Annotated in this window: 9 protein-coding genes; 3 read left to right on the forward strand and 6 right to left on the reverse strand. The window is 71.6% G+C overall.

From position 1 onward, the window contains the following. The first annotated feature begins 1 nt into the window (after position 1). Positions 2 to 607, forward strand: coding sequence for a DJ-1/PfpI family protein (locus KPF22_RS12765; RefSeq protein WP_224402159.1), 606 nt, complete (start codon positions 2 to 4; stop codon positions 605 to 607). A 90-nt stretch (positions 608 to 697) separates the two neighbouring features. Here KPF22_RS12765 and KPF22_RS12770 read toward each other — a convergent pair whose 3' ends face one another. Further along, positions 698 to 1,039, reverse strand: coding sequence for a transposase (locus KPF22_RS12770; protein WP_224402160.1), 342 nt, complete (start codon positions 1,037 to 1,039; stop codon positions 698 to 700). A 235-nt stretch (positions 1,040 to 1,274) separates the two neighbouring features. Here KPF22_RS12770 and KPF22_RS12775 point away from each other — a divergent pair, with 235 nt between their 5' ends. Together KPF22_RS12775 and KPF22_RS12780 are read left to right on the forward strand one after the other, a co-directional pair. Beyond that, positions 1,275 to 5,906: an AAA domain-containing protein gene (locus KPF22_RS12775; protein WP_224402161.1), complete on the forward strand. Its 4,632-nt coding sequence runs from the start codon at positions 1,275 to 1,277 to the stop codon at positions 5,904 to 5,906. Positions 5,907 to 6,027: 121 nt separating this feature from the next. Next, positions 6,028 to 8,499: a DUF262 domain-containing protein gene (locus KPF22_RS12780; protein WP_224402162.1), complete on the forward strand. Its 2,472-nt coding sequence runs from the start codon at positions 6,028 to 6,030 to the stop codon at positions 8,497 to 8,499. Here KPF22_RS12780 and KPF22_RS12785 read toward each other — a convergent pair. The 5 genes from KPF22_RS12785 to KPF22_RS12805 all read right to left on the reverse strand — a co-directional run bounded on the left by KPF22_RS12785 (position 8,478) and on the right by KPF22_RS12805 (position 21,203). After that, positions 8,478 to 9,527, reverse strand: coding sequence for an RNA polymerase sigma factor RpoD/SigA (locus KPF22_RS12785; protein WP_305080317.1), 1,050 nt, complete (start codon positions 9,525 to 9,527; stop codon positions 8,478 to 8,480). The genes KPF22_RS12780 and KPF22_RS12785 overlap by 22 nt on opposite strands. A gap of 237 nt (positions 9,528 to 9,764) precedes the next feature. Further along, a complete protein-coding gene (locus KPF22_RS12790; protein WP_224402163.1) occupies positions 9,765 to 14,471 on the reverse strand; it encodes a DEAD/DEAH box helicase in 4,707 nt (1,568 codons plus the stop codon). Between the two features lie 18 nt (positions 14,472 to 14,489). After that, entirely contained in the window at positions 14,490 to 16,922 is a 2,433-nt protein-coding gene (locus KPF22_RS12795; protein WP_224402164.1) for a hypothetical protein, read from the reverse strand. A gap of 757 nt (positions 16,923 to 17,679) precedes the next feature. Continuing rightward, positions 17,680 to 18,441 (reverse strand): hypothetical protein, encoded by a 762-nt coding sequence (locus KPF22_RS12800; RefSeq protein ID WP_224402165.1) that lies wholly within the window; start codon positions 18,439 to 18,441, stop codon positions 17,680 to 17,682. A 584-nt stretch (positions 18,442 to 19,025) separates the two neighbouring features. Continuing rightward, on the reverse strand, positions 19,026 to 21,203 hold the full coding sequence (locus KPF22_RS12805; protein ID WP_224402166.1) for a UvrD-helicase domain-containing protein: 2,178 nt from the start codon (positions 21,201 to 21,203) through the stop codon (positions 19,026 to 19,028). Positions 21,204 to 21,212: the final 9 nt, after the last annotated feature.

Here is a 21,212-nt window from a genome sequence, read left to right on the forward strand (position 1 = left end):
GGTGTTCGTCGGCGCCGGCGAGGGCTCGGTCCGCGACGTGCGCGGGCTCCGGGTGCTGCCCGACCGGGCGATCGCCGAGCCGGCGCGCTTTGACGTCCTGCACGTACCCGGAGGCTCCGGCCAGGAGGCGCTGATGGAGGACCAGGAGGTCCTGACCTGGCTCCGTGACCAGGCCTCCGTGGCCGGCGCCGTCCTGCCGGTCTGCACCGGGGCGCTCCTGCTCGGCGCGGCCGGCCTGCTGCAGGGGCGCCGGGCGACCACGCACTGGTCGGCCCGCCACCTGCTCCCGTCCTTCGGCGCGGTCCGCGACGACCGCCGGGTCGTCGTCGACGACACGTGGGTGTTCGCCGGCGGGGTCACGGCCGGGATCGACGGCGCGCTCCGGCTCGCGGCCGAGCTGCGCGGGCGGCAGGGGGCCGAGGTCATCCAGCTGGGCATGCAGTACGACCCGGAGCCACCCTTCGACGCCGGCCCGGACACGGCGCCCCCGGAGGTGCTGGCCCGGGGGCGGAAGGCCCAGGGGGATCTCACCGCGCGTCGGGTCGCGGAGCGCCTCGGTGTTCGGCCCGTTCCGGCGGCCGTGGGCCCGTTTGGCACCGGGGGCTGAACCGCGTGCGGTCGTGGGAAACCGTTGGCCGACCGGCCGCGGCCCGCACTGCCGTTCCCGTAGCCCTGGACCGAACCGAGTATCACGCCCTCATCCCCGCAGGATCCACGCCCTAGCTGTGCGGTCGAGCTTCGCCGCGAAGAAGGCCGATGCCGTGCGCAGGATCGCGTTCGCCCGCCGCAGCTCAGCGTTCTCCTTCTCCAGGGTCCGGATCCGGTCCCGTTCCGAGGTCGGTGTCCCCGCCCGCGCACCCTGATCGATCTGGACTTGTTTGACCCAGCCTCGCGACGTGTCTCGAGTGATCCCCAGCTGTTCCCCGACGCGGGTGCACGCCGCGGTCACGTTCGCCTGCTCCTCGCCCTCGACCAGGTCCAGGACCCACCGGACCGACCGCTTCCGAATCTCATCGGGATACTTCTTCGGCGCTGGCATGACTCCAACCCTTCCGTGGGGCCAGAGCCTCCATCAAGACCGGGGCGGTTCACTTGCCTCGTAGCGAGGCCCCAATCCTTTGCCCGATTCGAGTGAATCTTCCTCGTCTCGGTGACGGTGCTGTGCTTGCCTTCGATGAGGGGTGTGGCGCCCAGACCGGGCAGTTCGGGGAAGGAAATCGATGACGCACGAGCACGACCCGTCGACCAGGGATCGCGTGACACGGTTGATGGGCGTGCTCCGGCAGATGGCCGCGGCCCGCTTCGCGCCGGTGCGTAGCGTCGACCGCTACCACAGGACCCTGTGGCTGCACGACGCGCAGCAGGCGACCACGATCCAGAGCCCGGACGGGCCGGGGGCCGAGGTGCTTCGTGTCTCCCGCGTGCACCGCGATCCCGAGCCGGCGGCGTCCCGCGAGCTCAAGCGGTGGCTGGACCGCTCCGGCACCGACGACCTCAGTGAGCCGCGGCTCAAGGAGCGCGTGGTCGTTCGAGGACAGGGCGAGGTCTCGCTCGACGAGCACCCCCACATCCGCGGGCAGTTCGACGCGTGGCTCGTCGACTGGCGGGCGTGGGCGGAGCAGGAGCGGCTGCGGAGGCCTCGTCGCCGGGTCTTCGAGGCGCTGTTCGACATGCACCGGCTCGCACAGGACCAGCCGGAGTCCGTCGAGCTCGTGCTCGCCTCCGGGCTGTTGCAGACCCCCGGCGTGCGGGTCCACATGATCAGCCAGGCCGTGCGGATCGACCAGGACCTCGAGTCCGGCGACATGATCTGCGTCCTCGCCGACGAGTCCGGCCTCCGCCTCGAGGACGACGAGCTCCTGGGCGGGCTGGACTCCTTCGACCTGTCCGGTAGCGCGATCCTGCGGGACAAGCTCCTCGAGCGGGCTGTGAGCCCGATCGAACCCGCTCTGCCCGAGTTCCTGAAGGAGTGGGCGGCCCGGGTTCTGCAGGTCGCGCACAAGGTGAGTGACGGCTGGGAGCCTGAGCGGACCGAGCACTCCTTGGTGTCGATGAGTCCGGCACTCGTCGCCCGGCCGCGCGGCGCCTACGCGATCAGGGCGTACTACGACGCGATCGCCACGTCCCTCGCGGATGAGTCCTCGCCCGTGCCGCTGGGGCTCGCGCAGCTTGTTGAGGCAATCGAGCCTGAGCAGCGCCTCGCCTGGCTGGAGCGCACCGGCTTCGGCACTGCCACGGCGGGGGAGGACCCGCTCTTCCCACTGGCCGCGAACGAGGAACAGTCTCAGATCATCCATCGGCTCGATGCGGACAGCGGCGTCGTGGTCGAGGGTCCGCCCGGCACCGGGAAGACCCACACCATCGCCAACCTGGTCAGCGCGCTGCTCGCCCAGGGCAAGCGGGTCCTGGTCACCGCAGAGAAGGCGCAGGCCCTCCGGGTGCTGCGAGACAAGCTGCCGCCCGAGATGCAGGAGCTGTGCGTGTCGCTCACCGACGCCTCCGCGAAGGGGAACTCCGACCTCTCGCGCAGCGTGGCGGCCCTCGCCGGGAGCAAGACCGACTTCAACCCCTCCCGGGCCGACCGCGAGATCGCGGACCTCACCGAGAAGCGCGAGGCCGTCCGTCGGGACCGCGCGCGGCTCCTGGAGGAGATTCGCGCCGTCCGCGAGGCGGAGACCTTCGAGCACCCCGAGGTGGCCGTCGGCTTCCGGGGCACGCTCGCCCGGATCGCGGCAGAGCTCGGTCGCACGCAGGAGCGGGACGGCTGGCTGGGGGAGGGCGTCGCGGGCGAGCTCCCGGTGTCGGCCGCCGAGCTCGGTGAGCTGGTGCGGCTGCTCGGGGAAGAGACCGACGAACGCCGTAGCCGTCGTGACCAGCGGATTCCTACCGGTCTGCTCGACCAGCGCCGCTTCGGTGAGCTAGCGGAGGCGGTCGCGCTGGGTGAGTCGGTCCGGCGGGGTGACACGTCGCTGTTGGTGGCCACGCTCGAGACTCTCGACGGTGAGCAGCTCGTCCGGCTGGGTCCCGCCTGCACCGAAGCCGACGAGAGCCTCCTGGCGTTGCGGGACCTGCCCGCGCACCGGGACTGGGCGCGGGACATGACGTCCGCACTGCTGGGCGGAACGGGGCCGCACGCCTGGCAGCGCGCAGTGGAGCGTCTGGGGCTGGTGGACGCCGCGATGCAGCACGACCAGGCGGCCGGGTTCGCGGGCGTCTCCGTCCACGCCCAGGTCGATCTGGACGCCGCCGCGCACGCCTTCGCTGCGCTCGGCGCCCACCTCGACGGTGGTGGCTCCCTCCGCAAGATGTTCAAGAGCCCCGAGCAGAAGGCCGTCGCACCGTTCGAGGCCGCCGTGCTCGTGGGCGGACGGCCGGTGGACTCCGCGGCCGCGGCGCACGCTGCAGCCCATCACCTGGCGGTCCTCGCGATCGGGCAGCAGATCAACGTGGCCTTCGGGCCCCTTCGCATCGGCGTCGGCCTCGGCGAGCCCCGCGTGGTGCTGATCGACCTCCTCCAGCAGCTCCGGTCGGTGTGCGGGGTGATCGCGCGGGTCCTGGCCGCCACTGACGCCCTCCGCGCGGTGCTCGCCACGTTGCCGCCTGCCGCGAGGCCCGCGCTGTACGACATCGGGGCCGTCGAGCAGGTCACGGCTGTCGCGGTCCAGGTGACCCACGCCCGGTCGGCCGCGATCGCCCGTGCCGAACTCGACGCCGCTCGCGACGACCTCGTGGCCGCGGTGCCGCTGGAGGTGCGCCCGCACGAGCTGGCACATGCCCTGCGGGCGTTCGAGGCGGCGGACCAGGGCGCCTACGCAGAGGCCCTCGCCTCGCTGGCCCGTGCCGCGGACCAGCAGACGGCCCAGCTGCGCTGCGACGAGCTGCTCGACCGCGTCCACGTCGCGGCGCCGCACCTCGCCGTGGACCTGCGCGAGCACCCGCTCGACGACTGGACGGAGCGTCTCCGCCGCTGGCCGGAGGCCTGGGCGCGGGCGTGCGCGGCGACCTGGCTTCAGGTCCAGATCGATCCGGGCCGGGAGCAACGCCTCGAGGCGGACCTGGCGATCGCGACCAAGGATCTGGCCCGGCTGACCGGGCGGCTGGCCGCCGCCCGGTCCTGGCGTGCCTGCCTGAGCCGGATGAACGCGACCCAGGTGCAGGCCCTGCAGTCGTACAAGAACAACATGGCGAACGTCGGCAAGGGCACCGGCAAGTACGCCGAGCGCTACCGGCAGGCCGCGCGGGACGCCATGCGCGTGGCGCAGGACGCGGTCCCCGCCTGGGTCATGCCGATCCAACAGGTTCTGGCCTCAGTCCCGCCGCGGGCGAACGCCTTCGACGTCGTGATCGTCGACGAGGCGAGCCAGGCCGAGCTGACGAGCGCGTTCCTGCTGTGGCTCGCGCCGCGGGTGATTGTCGTCGGCGACGACAAGCAGTGCACACCGTCCGAGGTCACCAGCGGCTCCTTGCAGCCCATCTTCGACCGGATCGACGCGGAACTGCCCGACATCCCACAGTACCTGCGTACGAGCTTCACCCCTAGGGACAGCATCTTCTCGCTGCTGCGCAGCCGGTTCGGCCAGGTCATCCGGCTGCGGGAGCACTTCCGGTGCATGCCGGAGATCATCAGCTGGTGCTCCAACTCGTTCTACCGGGACGCGCCGCTCGTCCCGCTCCGGCAGTTCGGGGCCGACCGGCTCCCGCCGCTGCGCGCCACCTACGTCGAGGGCGGGTTCACCGAGGGCACGGCCAGCCGAACGGCCAACGTCGTCGAGGCCGAGGAGGTCGCGGCGGCACTGGCCGCATGCCTGGAGGACGAGGCGTACGACGGGCTGTCGTTCGGGGTCGTGGTCCTCCAGGGACAGGCGCAGGTAGAGATCATCGCGTCCGCGCTGAAGCAAGTGATCGACCCGGAGGAGTGGGACCGGCGGCGAATCCGAGTCGGCACCCCGCCCGAGTTCCAGGGCGACGAGCGCAACGTCGTGTTCCTGTCCATGGTCGTGGCCCCGAAGGAGCGGGCCGCGTTCCCCTTCACCAAGCGGGACGCGGAGCAGCGTTTCAACGTGGCCGTCTCCCGCGCCCAGGACCAGCTGTGGTTGTTCCACTCGGTGACCGCTGATCTGCTGCGCCCAGCGGACCTGCGGCGGTCGCTGCTGGACCACATGACGTCCGGCGCCGACGCGGAGCTCCCCCCGGTGCTCGCCGACGTGACCCGGAACCGTCGCCACGACGCCTTCGACTCGCTCTTCGAGCAGCGGGTCTTCCTCGACCTCGTCGGTCGCGGCTTCCACGTGACCCCGCAGGTGGAGACCAACGGGCGCTTCATCGACCTGGTCGTTACCGGGGCAGCGGGCAAGCTCGCCGTGGAGTGCGACGGGGACGCGTTCCACACCACGCCGGAACAGCAGCTCGCGGACCTCCACCGCGAGCAGGAGCTCAAGCGGTGCGGGTGGACGTTCCAGCGGATCCGGCAGTCCGAGTACGTTCTGAACGCCGAGCGCGCCCTGGCTCCGGTGTGGGCCGAGCTCGACACCCTGGGGATCGGACCGTTGGTGGCGAGCGAGGCACCGGCCGAGAGCCCCGAGATGCCCGAGCTCGCCGAGACGGTCAAGGCGACGGTGGCGCTGGAGCCTATGGAGGACGACCCCCCCACGCCCGTCCTCGGCGTCCCGGTGGTCCCGCCACCTGTCGTCGAACAGCCGGACGAGGACCCCGACGCGGACCGATCCGGCCTTGTCCTCATGCTGGCCGGCCGAGGCGCGCTGTCGACGAACCAGGTCGCGGACCTCCTGGCCGTGAGCCTGCCGGAAGCACGCTCGATGCTCGCTGCGCTCGTCGAAGAGGGCCGTCTCGAGAAGGTGGGGCGGACGAAGGGCACCCGCTACGTCCTGCCCGGCACGGAGGATTGAGTCACCTACACGATTGGGGTTCCGAAGGGGACGAGGACGGCAACACGGTCACGTTCGGTACATCATCAACGGGGCGCCCTGGGGTCGGGGCGGCGCAGCACGGCGGAAATGGGGGACGGACATGGCGCGGCTCAGCACCATCCTGGATCAGATCGACTCGGGGTCGATGCTGCTCCCGGAGTTCCAGCGCGGCTACGTGTGGAACAAGGACCAGATCCGTGGCCTCATGCGGTCCCTCTATAAGGGCTTCCCCGTCGGCGCGCTGCTCGTCTGGGAGGCGGAGGGGCAGCGGCAGGCAGTCCGTGGCGCAGAGGCCGGCAGCGGCACCAAGCAACTCCTCCTCGACGGTCAGCAGCGGATCACCACGCTCTACGGCATCATCCGCGGCCGCCCACCAGCGTTCTTCGAGGGTGACCCGGCGATCTTCACCCGGCTCTACTTCAACGTGGAGACCGAGGCCTTTCAGTTCCTCGCTCCGTCCACCGCGCGGGCCGACCTGCTGTGGGTGGACGTCACCGGCCTCTTCAACGCCGACCAGGCCAAGAAGTACGACCAGCTGATCGACCAGCAGTGGATGCGCCCGAACCTCGGCGTGTACCTGTCCCGACTGTTACAGCTCGAGAGCATCCTCGAGCGAGACTTCTTCGTCGACCGGATCACCGGTGCGGACAAGACGGTGGACGTCGTCGTCGACATCTTCAACCGGGTCAACTCGGGTGGCACCCGGCTGTCCAAGGGCGACCTGGCGCTCGCGCGGATCTGCTCGGAGTGGGGCGATGCCCGCCCGGCGATGCGCCGAGCGCTGGAGGGCTGGCGGGCGCGGCAGTTCACGTTCTCGCTGGACTGGCTGTTGCGCAACGTCAACGCGGTGGCCACCGGAAGGGCGCCGTTCGCCGCCTTGGAAGGGGTGTCCGCGGATGAGTTCCGGACGGCGCTCGACCACGCGTCGCAGAACATCGAGCACTTCCTCGGCCTCGTCAGTGGGCGGCTGGGCATCGACCACGACCGCGTGATCAGTAGCGGCCGCTACGCGTTCCCGATCGTCACTCGGCTGTTGCACAACGGACAGGGCCGGTTCGTGGACGGTGCGGAGGCGGACAAGGCTCTCTACTGGTTCGTCCACGCCGCCCTGCGCGGCCGGTTCGCGGGCTCCGCCGAGACCGCGCTGGCGAAGGACCTCGACATCGTCGACAGGTCCGGTGTGGATGGACTGATCACCGCGCTCGAACGCTCCCGTCGGGGCGGCCTGACGGTCGAGCCGCAGGATCTCGAGGGGGTCGGCCGCGGGGCGCGCGCCTACGCGTTGCTCTACATGCTCACCCGGGTCAGCGGTGGGCGGGACCTCGGAACCGGCGGCCTGCTCGACGGCGAGAGCGGCGAGCTGCGGGTGCACGAGATTTTCCCGAAGGACGCTCTGTACCGGCACGGCTACTCCCGGTCCGAGGCGAACGCCGTCGGGAACCTCGCCTTCGCGGTGCCCGCCACCGCGACCACCTTGAACCGCCGCAGCCCCCACGAGTACCTGATGTTCTGCTCGGCGGAGGCGTTGGCGAGCCAGTGGATCCCGGCCGATCCCGAGGCGTGGCGCGTCGAGAACTATCGCGCCTTCCTCGACGCCCGTCGCAGGCTGGTTGCGGCGGATGCGAACGCGTTCCTCGGGCGCCTCGTCGGCGCCGAGGTCGCCTGGACAGAGGGCTTGCCGCAGGTGCGGGTCGCCGAGGACACGGACGAGCGGGACGCCCGCGCGGTGCAGATCCGCGACCTGCTCACCGAGCTGGAGGCGGCCGGGTACGCGAATCCGGCGCTGGATGCGGAGATCGCCGACCCCGAGACGAGCCGGGCGCTGGCCGTGGCGGAGGCGTACTGGCCGGAGGGGCTGCAGGTCGGGCAGGGCTCGCCCGTGGTGCTGGAGCTGGATCCGGACGAGGCGGACCTGCCCCGGCTCGCCGAGCTGGGCTTCGAGGTCTTCACCTCGGTCGACGCCCTGCGCGGCTTCGTCCAGCGCCGCAACGAGATCGCGGCGGGGGATCGGGACGACGAGGGCACGGGCGCCCCCGGCGTCGCACTCGTGGAATCCGCACCCGAGGCCGAGCCCGTCGTAGGCCCGGCTCGGCAGTTGGAGCTCATCGAACCCGAGGTCGCGCAGCTCGAGCTCCCGGAGGTCGAGCAACAGGCTCCCGCGGAGACGCCCACAGCGCCGGCTGCGGCCACGCCGGAGCCCGCTGCCCCGGTGCACGTCCCCGCGCCGAGCGTCGAGCCGGAGCCCGTCGTCGCGCCGGAGACCACGCAGGCCGAGGCCCTTCTGGAAGCCCGCCTCGTCGAGGTGCTCGACGTCTGCAAGGGCGAGCTGAAGCACAACCCGCGACCGTTCGTGGGGCTGCTCGTCGAATACGGTCCAGTCGACGCGGTGCGTCGGGCTCTCCGGAAGCCCGCCAACGACACGTTCTCGTTCCTCTGGGAGCGCAGGCGGCTCGATCTCAGCGTCGAGGCCGTCATGCTGGACGAGCGTTTCCACGATCTGTTCACCGACGAGGAGCGGGCCACGGCGCGTGCTCGGCTGGGCGAGTTCGACTACGAGGCCGCCCGGGCTTGACGACGGCGGGCCGCACGCAGCTCGGTTTCCAGCCGCCCGAGTGCCTTGCTCTGGATTTGTCGGATGCGCTCGCGGGTCACCCCGAGCTCGCCGCCGATGGTGTCCAACGTGGAGGCGTCGCCGACGAACCCGAAGCGACGGTCGATGATCGTTCGCTCGCGCTCGGACAGGATCGAGAGGGCGGCTGCGATGTCCTCGGCGTCGAATCCCCGCAGGTCCGGGGCGGGTGGGTCGAGGTGGCGTTCGGCGACGCCCTGCAGGCCCTCCTCACCGAGGGCGTTCTGTGCACTCTCGTACGGCACCGTCGTCGGCAGCGTGGCGGCCAGCTCGGCCGTGGCGGGATCGTCGTCCGGGTGGGCGCGGCGAGCGAAGGTGTTCAGGCGCTCGACGATGTGTACCGGGTAACGGATGGTACGCGACTGGTCGGCGATGGCGCGGGTGATGGCCTGCCGGATCCACCAGGTCGCATACGTCGAGAACTTCGTGCCCTGGACGATGTCGAACTTCTGAACGGCCCTGATCAGGCCGAGAGCGCCCTCCTGTACGAGGTCGAGGGCGTCCAGACCCGGAGCTCCGTACCCGCTCGCGATGGAGAGCACGAGTCGGAGGTTGGCCGTGACGAAACGCTGGTACGCGCCCTCGCCGGCCGCCATCAGCAACCGCAGCGGGAGAGCGGCCGGTGTCGTCTCATCGCTGTTCTCGAGGCGTTCGGCGGCGAGAAGACCGACCTCGATCGCCCGCGCCAGCGCGACCTCCTCGGCCGCGTCGAGCAGCCGCGCGCGGCCGGCCTCCTGCCGGTACCGCCAGAAGGAGTCCGTGGCCTCCGCGTCGTCGTCGAGGTCCGGGACAGACTCGTCCGGCTCCTCGGTGGCCTCGACCACCGGGGGCGCCGGCAGCCGCTCGACGGGCGGATCCCACACCGCCTCTAGGGGGAGGGGGGCCCCGTCCTGTGTGGCAACCAGCCCGAGGTCGGCCAGCGAGATCGAGTCGAGATCGAGGGTCGTGTGCTCCGAGAACGCCTCAGTCAAAGCGGCCGGGACCGGGACCGGGACCGGGACCGGGACGACCAACGGGCGGAGCGGCCTCGGTACCCGGGCACCGTCGTCGACGAGCCGCCGGAGAAGGACGGACAGGTCGGCCTCGCTCAGCCCGTGGTCGCGAGCCATCGTCGAAATCGCCACGACCGTGAGTTTACGGGCCCGGAGCGCGCTGAGCGCGAGGTCGACCGCGCTCGGGACGAGGGTGGATCGGGCGTCGGGCATCCCTCAGACCTCGGGGACCGGGACGAACCTGCCCAGCAGGCTGAGGGCACCCGCTCGGCTGAGCTGCTCGTGATAGCGCTCGTTGCGGAAGGCGCGCAAGCAGCCATAGCAGCTGGTCTCCGGCCCGCACTCGCACGAGGCCACCCGCCGGACGGCCGCCTCCAGCACGGTGGCCAGCTGCCGCGCGATCCGAGGGGTGTTCCCCGCCCCGCCCGGAGTCGTGTCGAAGAGGATTAACGACGGGAACCCGTCACCGCCGTGGTGCACGGTGCCGTCGATGTCGTCCCGGCTGATCTCGAGCTCGGCGGCGGCACCCTCCAGGAGGGCGTACACGGTGGACCGCAGCGCCGACTCGGGGACGACGGTCGCCGTGCCGGTCGGCAGCTCCAGCTCCACGAAGTCCGTCTGGTACTGGTGCGCCAGACTCTGCGACCGCATCGGGCCGGCGCACTCGGTCCCCTTGAGCAGGTGCTTGTGGCTCTTCGCCTTCTTGCGCCCGGCGACCATCGAGGTGCCGAACCCGCACCATTCGCACAGCTGGTAGCCGCCCCGGTTCGGGCCCTCGTTGACCACGACGAACTCACCGCGAGCACCGGAGCGCCAGCGCAGCTCCGCTCCGGTGGGAAACCGGACGACGTCCTCCTCGACGTCGGCGTGGGAGTCGATGATGTAGGTGGCCCCCGACCAGGAACGACGAGGTGCCTGCCCCGATCCTTGACGGACGCTCTCCGAGGCGACGAACCCGAACTCCGGCACCACGTACGCCTTTGCGGCCTTGGTCTGGACGGTCTCGCAGGCGGGACACTCGGCTGCGGGCGGTGAAGCGTCCTGCCGGTAGTGCCCGCAGGTCTCGCAGACGGTGTAGTACTGCCGGAAGAGGTCCTTCCCAGGGAGCCGGTAGACCCCGCCCGAGGTCCATCGGTACCCGCCCGCGATCACCTGGGCACCCGGGGCGTACTCGTTGATCGCCATGGTGAGGTCCCGGGTCAGCTCCAGCGGCTTGTCGATGCCACCCTGCAGCCGGTCGGTGCGCAGCTCCACCGTGTCGACCGGGAAGCCGTACTTGGGCAGCACGTTCCGGTTGGCCAGGTATCCGATCAGCTGGCGGCTGCGCAGGGTGGCGACGACCCGCTTGCACTGGCCCGCGAGGGCGTAGTTCGCCTCGGCCGCGGCGGTGCGTTCGCGTTCGGTGAAGTCCTCGACATCCTGCGCGAGCTGTTGCCCCGCCTGTTCGACGAGGTCCAGGAGGACCTCGGCCCAGGGGCCGGACTCGACGTCGATCTCAGCGGCGACGTCCGCGGGCAGGACCTCCAGCAGGCTGTCCCGGACCCGGCGGGGGACGGGGGTGAGGAACCGCCGCAGCTGGGCGACCGGGCCGACCCAGTCGGGCGGTGTGGGAACAGGCGGCAGGAAGAACTCGCCCGCGGTGGTCCACTCGCGGGCGAACTGCCGTTTCATCGTGCCGAAGAACGCGGCGATCGCCACGGAGTGGGCGTGCCTCCGGTCGATGCGCACGTTCGCCAGCGGCACGATCGGCGGACGCATCTCACCCGCGATCATCTTCTCCGGTTCGGCGAACCGGGTGAGGTCGTGCGACCGACGCTGGGCGTAGGTCAGCACGAGGGCGGCGGAGTCGGAGCGTCGGCCCGCCCGACCGGCGCGCTGGACATAGTTGGCGGTCGACGGCGGCATGTTGCGCAGCACCACCGCCTGCAGCTCGCCGACGTCCACGCCGAGCTCGAAGGTCGTCGAGCAGGAGAGCGCGTTGACCTCGCCCCGGACGAACTGCCCCTGGATCTCGGCGGCCTTCTGGCTCGTCCATTGGGCGGTGTGCTCCATGACCTTCATGGGCACCGGCTTGGCGTCGAGGTAGAGGTGCCGGTAGTGGTCGCGCTCCTCCGCGGCGCGGGGCCGGACCCACGGATCGAGCATGCCGTCGCAGCGCAGCGTGGGGCAGACCCCGCGCACGGACACCCCGGCCATCCGACGGCATCGTTCGCACCGGAAGAGCTGCTCCTGTTCCTCGACCGGTCGGATTCGGAACCGTAGGTGGTTGAGCCTGCGCACGGGGCCGAGGTCCTTGGGCGAGACGACCGAGAACCAGCTGTGCGGGCCCTCCTTGCCCGGTGTGCCGACGGGGTCGAGCGCCATCCAGACCGCGTCGAGCAGCGCGCGCGGCGCCGCCGTCGATCCCACGGACTCGAGCACACGGGTGAGGTAGTCGATCCGCCGGTTGGTACCCGTCGTCGGGAGCCAGCTCAGCACCTTCCGCTTGGCGTCGGAGCCGTCACCGCGGACGTAGATGGGGCCGGTGCGCGGTTCGAAGATCGGCGAGTTGGGCGGCACCTCCTCAGGCATGTCGATGGCGCCCTGGAACCGTAGGGTGCGGACGAGCTCCTGCAGGAGGTCCCAGCCCTCCTCGTCGGTCAGGCCGAGGTCGGCCAGGCAGCCCGGCAGCGCCCAAGAGGCCTTGCGGACCATCTCGACGCGCATCAGCCCGACGCCTTCGAGCGACTGGCGGTCGTCGAAGCTGATCACCTCGTGGACCGTCCACTCGAGGGCCTCGCGGCGGGCGACGACGGAGGAGGCGTCCTCGTCGAAGACCCCCTCCCGCTTGGCGGCCAGGTAGGCGTAGTGGGCGAGGCCGTCGAGCTTCGCCGGTTCTCGCTCCATCCGCTGGTGGTCGGCTAGCGCCATCGTGAGGATCCGGCGCTGTGCGAGTTTGCGGTGGGTGTCCTCCAGGTAGGGCGCGAAGTAGGCGGCCGTCTGCCTGCTGTCGCTGAAAAACAGGAGCTTCCGACCGTTGCCGGGCAGATCCGACGAGGGCCCGTCCGCGGCGGGGAGGGCCTGGTAGAGCGCGGAGCCGAGTACCGACGCCGAGGCCTCGCCGCCGCTCTCCAGGAGCCGGATCAACCGGGTGCCCCGCGCCCCGCACGCAGCACAGGAGCCCAGCGCCGCGGACTCGGACGACAGCAGCTGGACCGTGCGGAAGTCGGTGGCGGTGCAGTCGCCCGCACCGCAGGTGAGCGGCTGGTCGAGGTGCACGGCTCCGCAGCCGGTGCAGAGGTATCGCCGGTCGCCCTCGGTGGACTTCTCCTCCTCGAGTGCGGCGTCGTCCTCGTCGTGGGGCGTGCGATCGGTGCTGTCGCCGTCCTCCAGCAGCAGCCAGGCGTGGCGGCGGTGCCCGCCCGCCTTCCACGGGACGTGGCGGGGGACCGGGCCGCTGTCGTCGAGCGCGCCGTGCAGGTGGGCGGCACCGCAGCGCTGGCAGCCACCGAGCTCGAAGACGACCCGCTCGCACGTCTCGCAGCGTTCCCGACGACTCAACCCGAGGTGGGGGCCGTCCGGGCCGAGGCAGCTGAATGCGCCCTCGGTGGCGCGCACGAAGAGGTGGAACCGCGACGAGAGCGCCGGGGACCGGTCGGGGGCCCGTAGCGCCCCCGCCAGGCGGACGAGGTCGGTCAGGTGCCGCTCCTGCTCGACGTCCTCACCGAAGACCGTGCGGGCGACCTCGGCGAACGGGCGTGGTCCCGTGGACAGCGCGGTGCGGAACGCGGTCAGCCGGGACTCCGAGCGGAGGGCGGCGACCGCGTCATCGGGCCCGTCCCAGCCGTGGTCGCGGGCCGCCTTCAGCACGTCGGTGTGATCGACGTGCGCACCCAGCCGGGCGTAGTCGCCGGCGGGGAGCGGCCCCCACGTCGGTCGGTCCGGGGCCGCGACGACGGTCGAGGTCACCAGGTCCTGCCTGCCCGGTGTGTCGTCGTTCCACTCGAAGGGCAGATCGAAGAGGTCGGTCGCGAAGCGGGTCACCGCGGCCGGGGAGTCCTTGGCCCCCACCGTCGCGCTCGTCGCGATCGCCTGCAGGTCCCGGCCCGACGACACCCGGTCGCGGAGCCTGCGCAGGAGCATCGCGAGCTCCGCCCCCTTGGCTCCGTCGTAGACGTGGGCCTCGTCGACGACGACGAACCGCCAGTGCCCGGCGTGGTCGCCCTCAAAGAGATCGAGGTCCTTCGGCCGGAGCAGGAGGTACTCGAGCATCGCGTAGTTGGTCAGCAGGATGTGCGGCGGCGTGGCGCGCATCTCGGCGCGGCTGAGCAGCTCGTTGGGCAGCCGGCGTTCGTGTGGATGGAGCTGGGCGAAGGTCGCCTCCGCGTCCCGCACGGAGTCCTGGGTCTCGCCGGTGTAGCGGCCGAAGGTGATCTCCGGCGAGTCCGCGAGCAGGTGCCGGAGCCGCTTCATCTGGTCGTTGGCCAGCGCGTTCATGGGATAGAGCAGCAGCGCTCGCACACCCGGCCCGAGCCGACCGGCGGCGGACTCCTCGGCGAGGTGGCCGAGGATCGGCAGCAGGAAGCTCTCGGTCTTGCCCGAGCCGGTGCCGGTGGCGACCACGACGTTGCGTCCGGCCCGGACCTTGCGGATCGCCTGCTCCTGATGCCGATAGAGCGGGCGGTCCGCGGGGAGCTCGGGCCCGGTGACGGAGATGAACCGCTCCGGGAGCACCCCCTCGGCCACGAGCTCCGCGAGGGTCGCGCCGGGCGCGTAGGCGGACGTCGCCTCCAGCAGCGGTCCCTTGGTCAGCAGCGGGCTCGTGTCGATCACGTGCTCCAGCGCCGAGGCCAGGGAGGCGTCGCGCAGGGGAAGCAGGGAACGCAGGTACCGGCGGTAGCCGAGGGTGATCTCCCGGCTGGACTCCAGCGGATCGAACGTCACCGTTGCTCCTTCGCGGTGTCAGGCACGGTGGGCGTGCCAGTGGGAGACGAGGTACTCGGCCAGGGCGAGATCGGAGGCGGCCGTGCCGGGGTCGGCGGCGACGACGGCGAGCCAGGCGACACGCAGGCCGGGCTCGGCCTCCGCCGCGTCCGGGTCCCCGTGCGCGGCGAGCCGGGCGACGATCGCGAAGCCGAGCGAGACCTCCCGTGGGGAGGAGGCTCCGGGTGCGCGCACGTGCGTGAGCACCGAGAACAGCTCGCCGAATGCCGAAGAGTGCGCGAACGCGCGCAGCTCGTCCAGCCCGGTGAGCGCGGCGGTGGCGGCAGGAGGTGGAGCGTCCGTCACGTCGAGAAGCGGCTGCGGGGGCACGGGCCCGTCCCACCGTCGCTCGCCGGTCAGGATCTCCAACCCCGCGGGACTGGCATACCGTTCCGCGGCGTCGAGGAGCAGGGCCTCCTCCGTGCTCAGCTCGGCGGGCGACCAGTCCACGGCTCCGCTGCGGTAGGGCAGCAGCGGTGAGGTGAGCAGCAGCGACAGCAGCGGGCTGCTGTCCCAGAGCGGCGTGATCGCCTCGGGCCGGTCGACCCGGGCGAACCGGTGGGCGGCTAGCCCGGAGCGGATCAGGATGGGCACGGTTCGGTGCGCGGGCATCGCCGTCCGGGCCCCGGCGACGAGCGCAGCGTACGGATGCTCGCCGAGGACCGCGGCGCACTCCTGGGTGACGAGCGCTCGGCTGCCCGCGTCGGTCGCGGGTCCGCCTGCGTCCGCGGCCGCCCAGAGGAGGCGGTAGGCGGCGATCCCGGTGGGCGGGGGCGCCTGGCCGGCCAGGTAGGCAGCCGCCTGGAACTCCACTCCGGACAGGGCGGTCGGCACCCGGTTCGGGTCGCCGATGCGGAAGGACCGCTCCCTCCGGCCGGTGAAGTCAGGTACGCCGACCCGGACGTCCAGGAGCCCACCGTGGACGTAACCCGGGCCGAGCGGCACGGCGGACTCGCCGGGCGCGACGGTGATCTCCCACGGCCGGAGCCATGGCGTGAGCGGCGACGTCACCCGCACGACGAGCTCCGGTGCGGGGTCCCGGTTGACCAGACGCAGCTCGTCGCCGCGGCGGAGCACCGCCTCGGCCACGGCGGAACCGCGGATCCGGGCAACCTGCGCGGTGAAGCCGTCGCCGAGCACGAGCGAGAGCGAGAGGCTGCCGCCGGAGCGCACGGAGTCGAGCAGCGCGGCGAGTCGGTACCGGTACACGCCGTCGGCCACTCGGGCTCCGCGGACCAGCTGGTCACGGCCGCCCGCGGGATCGGTGGCGACCAGCGCGGGAACGTGACCGAGCGCCTCGCGGAGGCGGGCGGGCAGCTGCACGTCGAGGCACGCGCCGTGGGCAAGGTCGTCGAGGGTGAAGGCCTCGGGCCGGACGCCCCAGACTCCGTTCTCTCCCGCCACCCGGCGCCGCAGCGCGCAGTGGGGGAGTTCGACCACGGCGTCCAGGCGGTGCGTCGAGTCCGCGGCACGGATCGTCACCGACGTCCGCATCTCGATGGACTTCAGCGACACGACGGAGGGGACCAGCACCCCGGCGGGGGCGCTGAGCCTGACGTCGGCGGAGGTGAGTCCGCCGTTCTCGCGAAGCAGCCGCAGTCGGCGCTTCGTCGTCAGCGTGACGCCCTGGGCGAGGGTTACCGATGCCCGCACCGGCGACTGCCCCGGCGCCGAGGCGGCGACGCGGAACCGCCCCACCAACGGCCCCGTCGACCCGTCCGCGAGGGAGACGACGGCACCGCCGAAGGCGGTCCACCGCCGGGGTAGCGCCGCGTCGTCGCGGAGCAGCTCGATGGTCCAGGTCTGGCTCGCGCCTCCGGGCAGACGGAGCCTCGGGGGCTCCCCGTGGACCGGCTCGCCATCCGGGCCCAGGAGCCCCTCGATGGGTTCGCCGAGCAGCAGGTCGGCTCGTTCGGTGCTCTGCACCGGCCGCCAAGGACCCGGCGGCGGCCCGAAGTCCACCGCCGAGCGGATGGCAGCCGCGCCGGCGAGCGACACTCGCGCGAGCCACCACCGGGACCACCCGACGGGCGGCGTCGCGTGCTCCAGGACCTGCCAGGTCCCGTCGACCGCGTCCGCCGTGGGGGTACCGAGGTGGAGAACCCAGACCTCGCCTGCGGGTAGGGCGGCACCGGCGGGCAGCCGGGATCCGGTCTCGTCGAAGACGACGAGCGGGTCCGTGATGTCGACGACGTCGACGACGTGGACACCACCGAGCACGTCCGTGCAGGTCGCGATCCGCGAAGGCCGCGCCAGCAGGAACCCGTTACCGGCGCGAGGACACTCGCCCCCGCCCACCAGGACGGAAGCCCCGTGGCGTTCGTCGGGGAAGGCGACGACGAGTGCACCTCGTTCGAGATCAAGCCGCAGGAGTGGAGCACCCACCACCGACCCGACGGCGCCGCTGGCCATCACAGCAGCGGTCAGGCCCGGCGAGGGAAAGAGGTCTCGCAGTACCGGGTGCATGCGCCATGCGTGAGCCCATCCCGCGAGCCAACCGGTCGCCGGACCGCCGAGCAGCGCCTCCAGAGAGGCCGCGAGATCCTCAGAGCGCCGGGCCAGCCACGCCGTCGCGACGAGGGTGCAGGCGGGCCACCTGGCGAAGACCGTACCGGGATCCGAATCGGGCGCCTCGCGGAGACGGAGCCTCTCGTACGCGGCGAGCGCTCGGAGGAGGAGCTCGCGGCGGTGGGCTTCGCCCTGCTCGAGGTCCGCGCCGATCGCGCCGATGAGGTCCCCGTCGAACAGGCGCTCGGAGTCGTCGAGCAGGTCACGAGGCCGAACGGACGCGGACGTGGGCGAGGGGGCTTCCTGATCGCGAAGCGTCGGTAGCCCCATGCCCGTCCCCCCTTGCCCTTACCCCTACCGCGCCACGCATGATCGACTCTCCGCGGATGCTGCAGAGTGCGATCGTTTCACCCCTGTGGGTGATAGTCGTGCGCAGGGTCACACGGAACGGCGAGCTCTCGACGAAGGCCTGCGTCCCCACTGGTTCGCCTGAGCTGAACTGGCTCCCAGGGCGACATACCCGACCACTGACGCCACGGGGCGTCGGGGACCTCACGGACAGGGACCGCCACTCGAACCGCGTGACGATGTGGGACCGACAGGCGTAGGCAGCACCGACGGGACTCCACAAGGTCGCGGTTCCGAACGCATCGAGTGGCCGTCAGCCGACCTGCACGATGGTGCCGGAGCGGCTGTACGAGGTCGGATCGGCTGCGTCGGCGAAGGACCACGAGGTGATCGTCGCCGAGGAAGGAACGCGGTAGACGTAGGTCATGTCGGCCTCGAAGCCGGGCTGCAGGGCGTCGTTGCAGACGGGGTTGCCCTGGATCTTGTAGAGGCTGTCGAGCGCGTCGAACTTCCGTCCACGGTCGTCGATGAGCACGTTCGTGATCGGCGAACTGCAGGTAAGGTCGATGCTCTGCGGTCCGTCGTTGACGACGTGAGTCCGGACGGCGAAGTAGCGGGCGCCGTCACCCGGTCCCTGAGGTGCGTAGGTCGCCGAGGGCGACCCTGCACTGTCGGACACCATGACGTCCGGTACGAACTCCGCCGAGGTCACGGTCACTGTGATGCCCACATCGGTCAGCCGGTCGCCCACCTCACCCTGCGTCTCGGGGGCGGCCGCGACCGGAGTGCCGCCTCCGCCGGTCGAGGACGAGGCCGACACCGCCGGGGCGGGCGCCGTGGGACCTGCTGCTGGTGCGCCGGTTGGCGCCAGAGCCAGGGCGACGATCACCGCCGGCACGGTAGCGATCGCCCCGCCGAGCGCCATGCCACCGAACAGCAGGGGCCATCGACGCGGCCGAACAGGGGCGGCGGTCGCCACCGGCTCGTCGGGCCCCGAGTTCTGCGGCGGGATCGTCGGCGCGACATACCCCGTGACGAACGAGTCGGTGGAAGGCGGCTGGGTGGTCTCGGACATCCCGTTCTCCTTAGGGCTGACGGCCGGACGTGCTGCGGCCGAATGGCCGATTCACCCCCGTGTCGCGCGATACCGCTTGCCCGTTTCTGATTTCATCACTTTCGATGACTGTCGCGCTTGACTTCGGGCAAGGCCTCCGCCGCGCCGCGTCCGGCGTGGTAGCCCCCGATAGAGCACCCGTTTGCAGGCCGGCGCCGCGTCGCACCGAAAGGTGCTGGTCAGCTCATAGCGCTTGAACCCCTCCTCTGGGGACTGAGCGAATACCCACGTGTTCCACACGGTGCGCCTCTGCTCCCAGGTGCCCTTCCGTCAGGCGGTCAATCCAGCCAGGACCAGATACGGGATCGACTGCGGTCATGTCGGATCCGCGCGGCGCGGTAGGCCTCGCCGACCTCGTCGGGGCTCGCGGCGGGGTGGATGTCGAGGGTGATCCGCTCTGATCGGGGGCGTCGACGGTCGGGATGTAGTCGACCGGTTCACGACGATCTCCGCACCGGCGGACGGCAGAGACTCGCCTTCTGTCGGCGGTATGAACGCCCGCCACGAGAATCGGTGTGGGGCCTGCTCGTAGCAGAGCGCTGCTGCTAGACCCCGCGCTGGATCACCGACAGCTCGTCACGGGCTCGGGTGGCGGCGACGTAGGCCAGGGAGCGAGTGCGAAGTTCGGCATCGTGGCGGCCGGACTCGTCGAGGACGGCGAGGCGGGCGGTCTCGGCGGCGGTGCGTTGCCCGACGTCCGCGAGGACGACCTTGGTGAACTCCATGCCCTTGGCCCGGTGCATGGTCATGACCAGCGGCTTTCCCGCGGTGGGCTGCTCGCGGTCCACAGCGCGGACCGGGACGCCGCGTTCGGTGAGGCCGGTGACCACGCGTTCGCGCTGGAAGCGGTCCTGGACGAGGACCGCGATGGTCTCGGGGGCCTCGCTGGCCGCGAGCCAGCCCGTCAGTCGGGCGGCGATAGTGTCGAGCTCGCCGGTCAGCGACGTGACCTGGTCGATCCTCGGGTTCGGGCCGGAGCGGGCCGACCGGTAGCCCGTCGCCTCAGGCTCCTCCTCCAGGTCCACATAGGAGCCACCGTCGAGGATCGAGAGCGCGTAATGCAGGTTCTGGGCGGTCGTGCGGTAGTTGAGCGTGAGCCGCCGGGAGCGGCCGACGATCTTGATGCCGTAGCGGCTCAGCACGGTCCGCGGGCCGTAGATGCGCTGGTGGGAGTCCTCCGCGATGAACAAGTCGTCCGTGCCGTCGGCCGCGAGAGCGCGGAGCAGCTGCCAGTGGGCGGGGGAGAGGTCCTGGCCCTCGTCGACCAGGACGTGGTCGGCGAGCGGGCCGGTCTCCCGCAGCCGCGCGGCGGCGACGGCGGCGGCCTCGCCGAAGTCCAGCGTCCCGTCGATGCGGTTCTGGGCCCGGTAGGCGGAGATCAGCGACCAGACCGCGGACCGCTTGGCCCGGTCGAGCGGAACGCCGCGCCCGGGGCGCCGCACGCGGAGGTACTCGGCCTCGGTGCCCACGGCATGGGGCAGGACGATCAGCGAGTACTCGGTGGCCAGGAACGTCTCGTTGGCGATCTCGGGCGGCAGGTCGGTGCCCGCCGTGTCGAGGACGGCGCGCCAGCGGGTGCCGGGGACGCGGCCGTTCGGGCTCGACCGCTCCTCACCCAGCACCGCCTGCACGGCCTTCGCCACGTCGCCACCGCGGATCACCGCGGCGGCGAGAGCATCGACGCCAGCGATGAACACACCGGGATCGCCGAGCTTCGCGGCCTGTGGCACCCGCGGGTCGAGCTGCGCGAGGCTCTCGCGAAGAGCGTCGGCAAGGTTCGTGGTGAACGTCGTCAGAACGATGCGGGCCTGCGGGTTCTGCCGGGCCAGCCGCCGCGCGCGGTGGACGAGCACGACCGTCTTGCCGGTCCCCGCGCCGCCGGACAGCCGGAACGGCCCGTTGTAGTCCTTCGTGACGTAGGTGCGCTGCTCGGGATGCAGGAACACCCGCCACGCGCCGAAGTCCCCGTCCTCGATGACCCGACGCAGCTCGTCCTGGTCGTCGATGAAGGCGAATTGCGCGGCGGCGGCCGGCTTGCGGAGCGAGACGAGGAGCTGGTCGTCCTCGGTGCCGGTCGTCGGCGCCGGGTCGTCCAACTGGAGCTTGTCGTGGATCTCGTCGATCGAGTCCGTGCTGGTCAGGTCGACGAGCAGGAGCCCGATCCAGCCCTCGTGCCGCTGTGCGAGGGCGAGGACGGCGTCCTCGTCCGTCGCGGCGAGGGCGGCGTCGGCGATCTCCTCGGGCAGGCCGAGCCGGTCGACGAGCGCGGTCCGCGTCCGCCCGTGCCGAACCAGCAGTGGCTTATCGACGACCGGTTCGTCCGCCTGCACGACGGCCTCCGGTTCGGCGACCACGGTGGCGGCCGGCTCCGGCACCGTCGGTTCGGGCACGGCGGGTGCCTCCGTCCCCGCGGGCGTCTCCTCGATCTGCGGTAGCCCGTTGATCGGGTTGACTTTCAGCCGGACGCGTTCGGCGACCTTGTTCGCCTCGTCGTGTGGCCAGACGCCGTGGATGACGTAGTGCCGCTCCCCGTCGCCGTCGAGGCGGAACATGACCGCGCGCCAGAAGTCGTCCACCCGGCCGGTGCGCACCCGCGGGTCCGCGGACCCCTGGATCGGCTCGACGTGCAGCCCCGGGACGGTGTCGTCCGCCGACAGCTTCTGCAGGAAGGCCATCGCCTTCGACCGCACCGAGCCGTCGAGCTTCTTCGGCCATTTGGTCATGATGAGCGT

This window comes from Pseudonocardia sp. ICBG1034 (assembly GCF_020131375.1).
Classification (GTDB): domain Bacteria; phylum Actinomycetota; class Actinomycetes; order Mycobacteriales; family Pseudonocardiaceae; genus Pseudonocardia; species Pseudonocardia alni.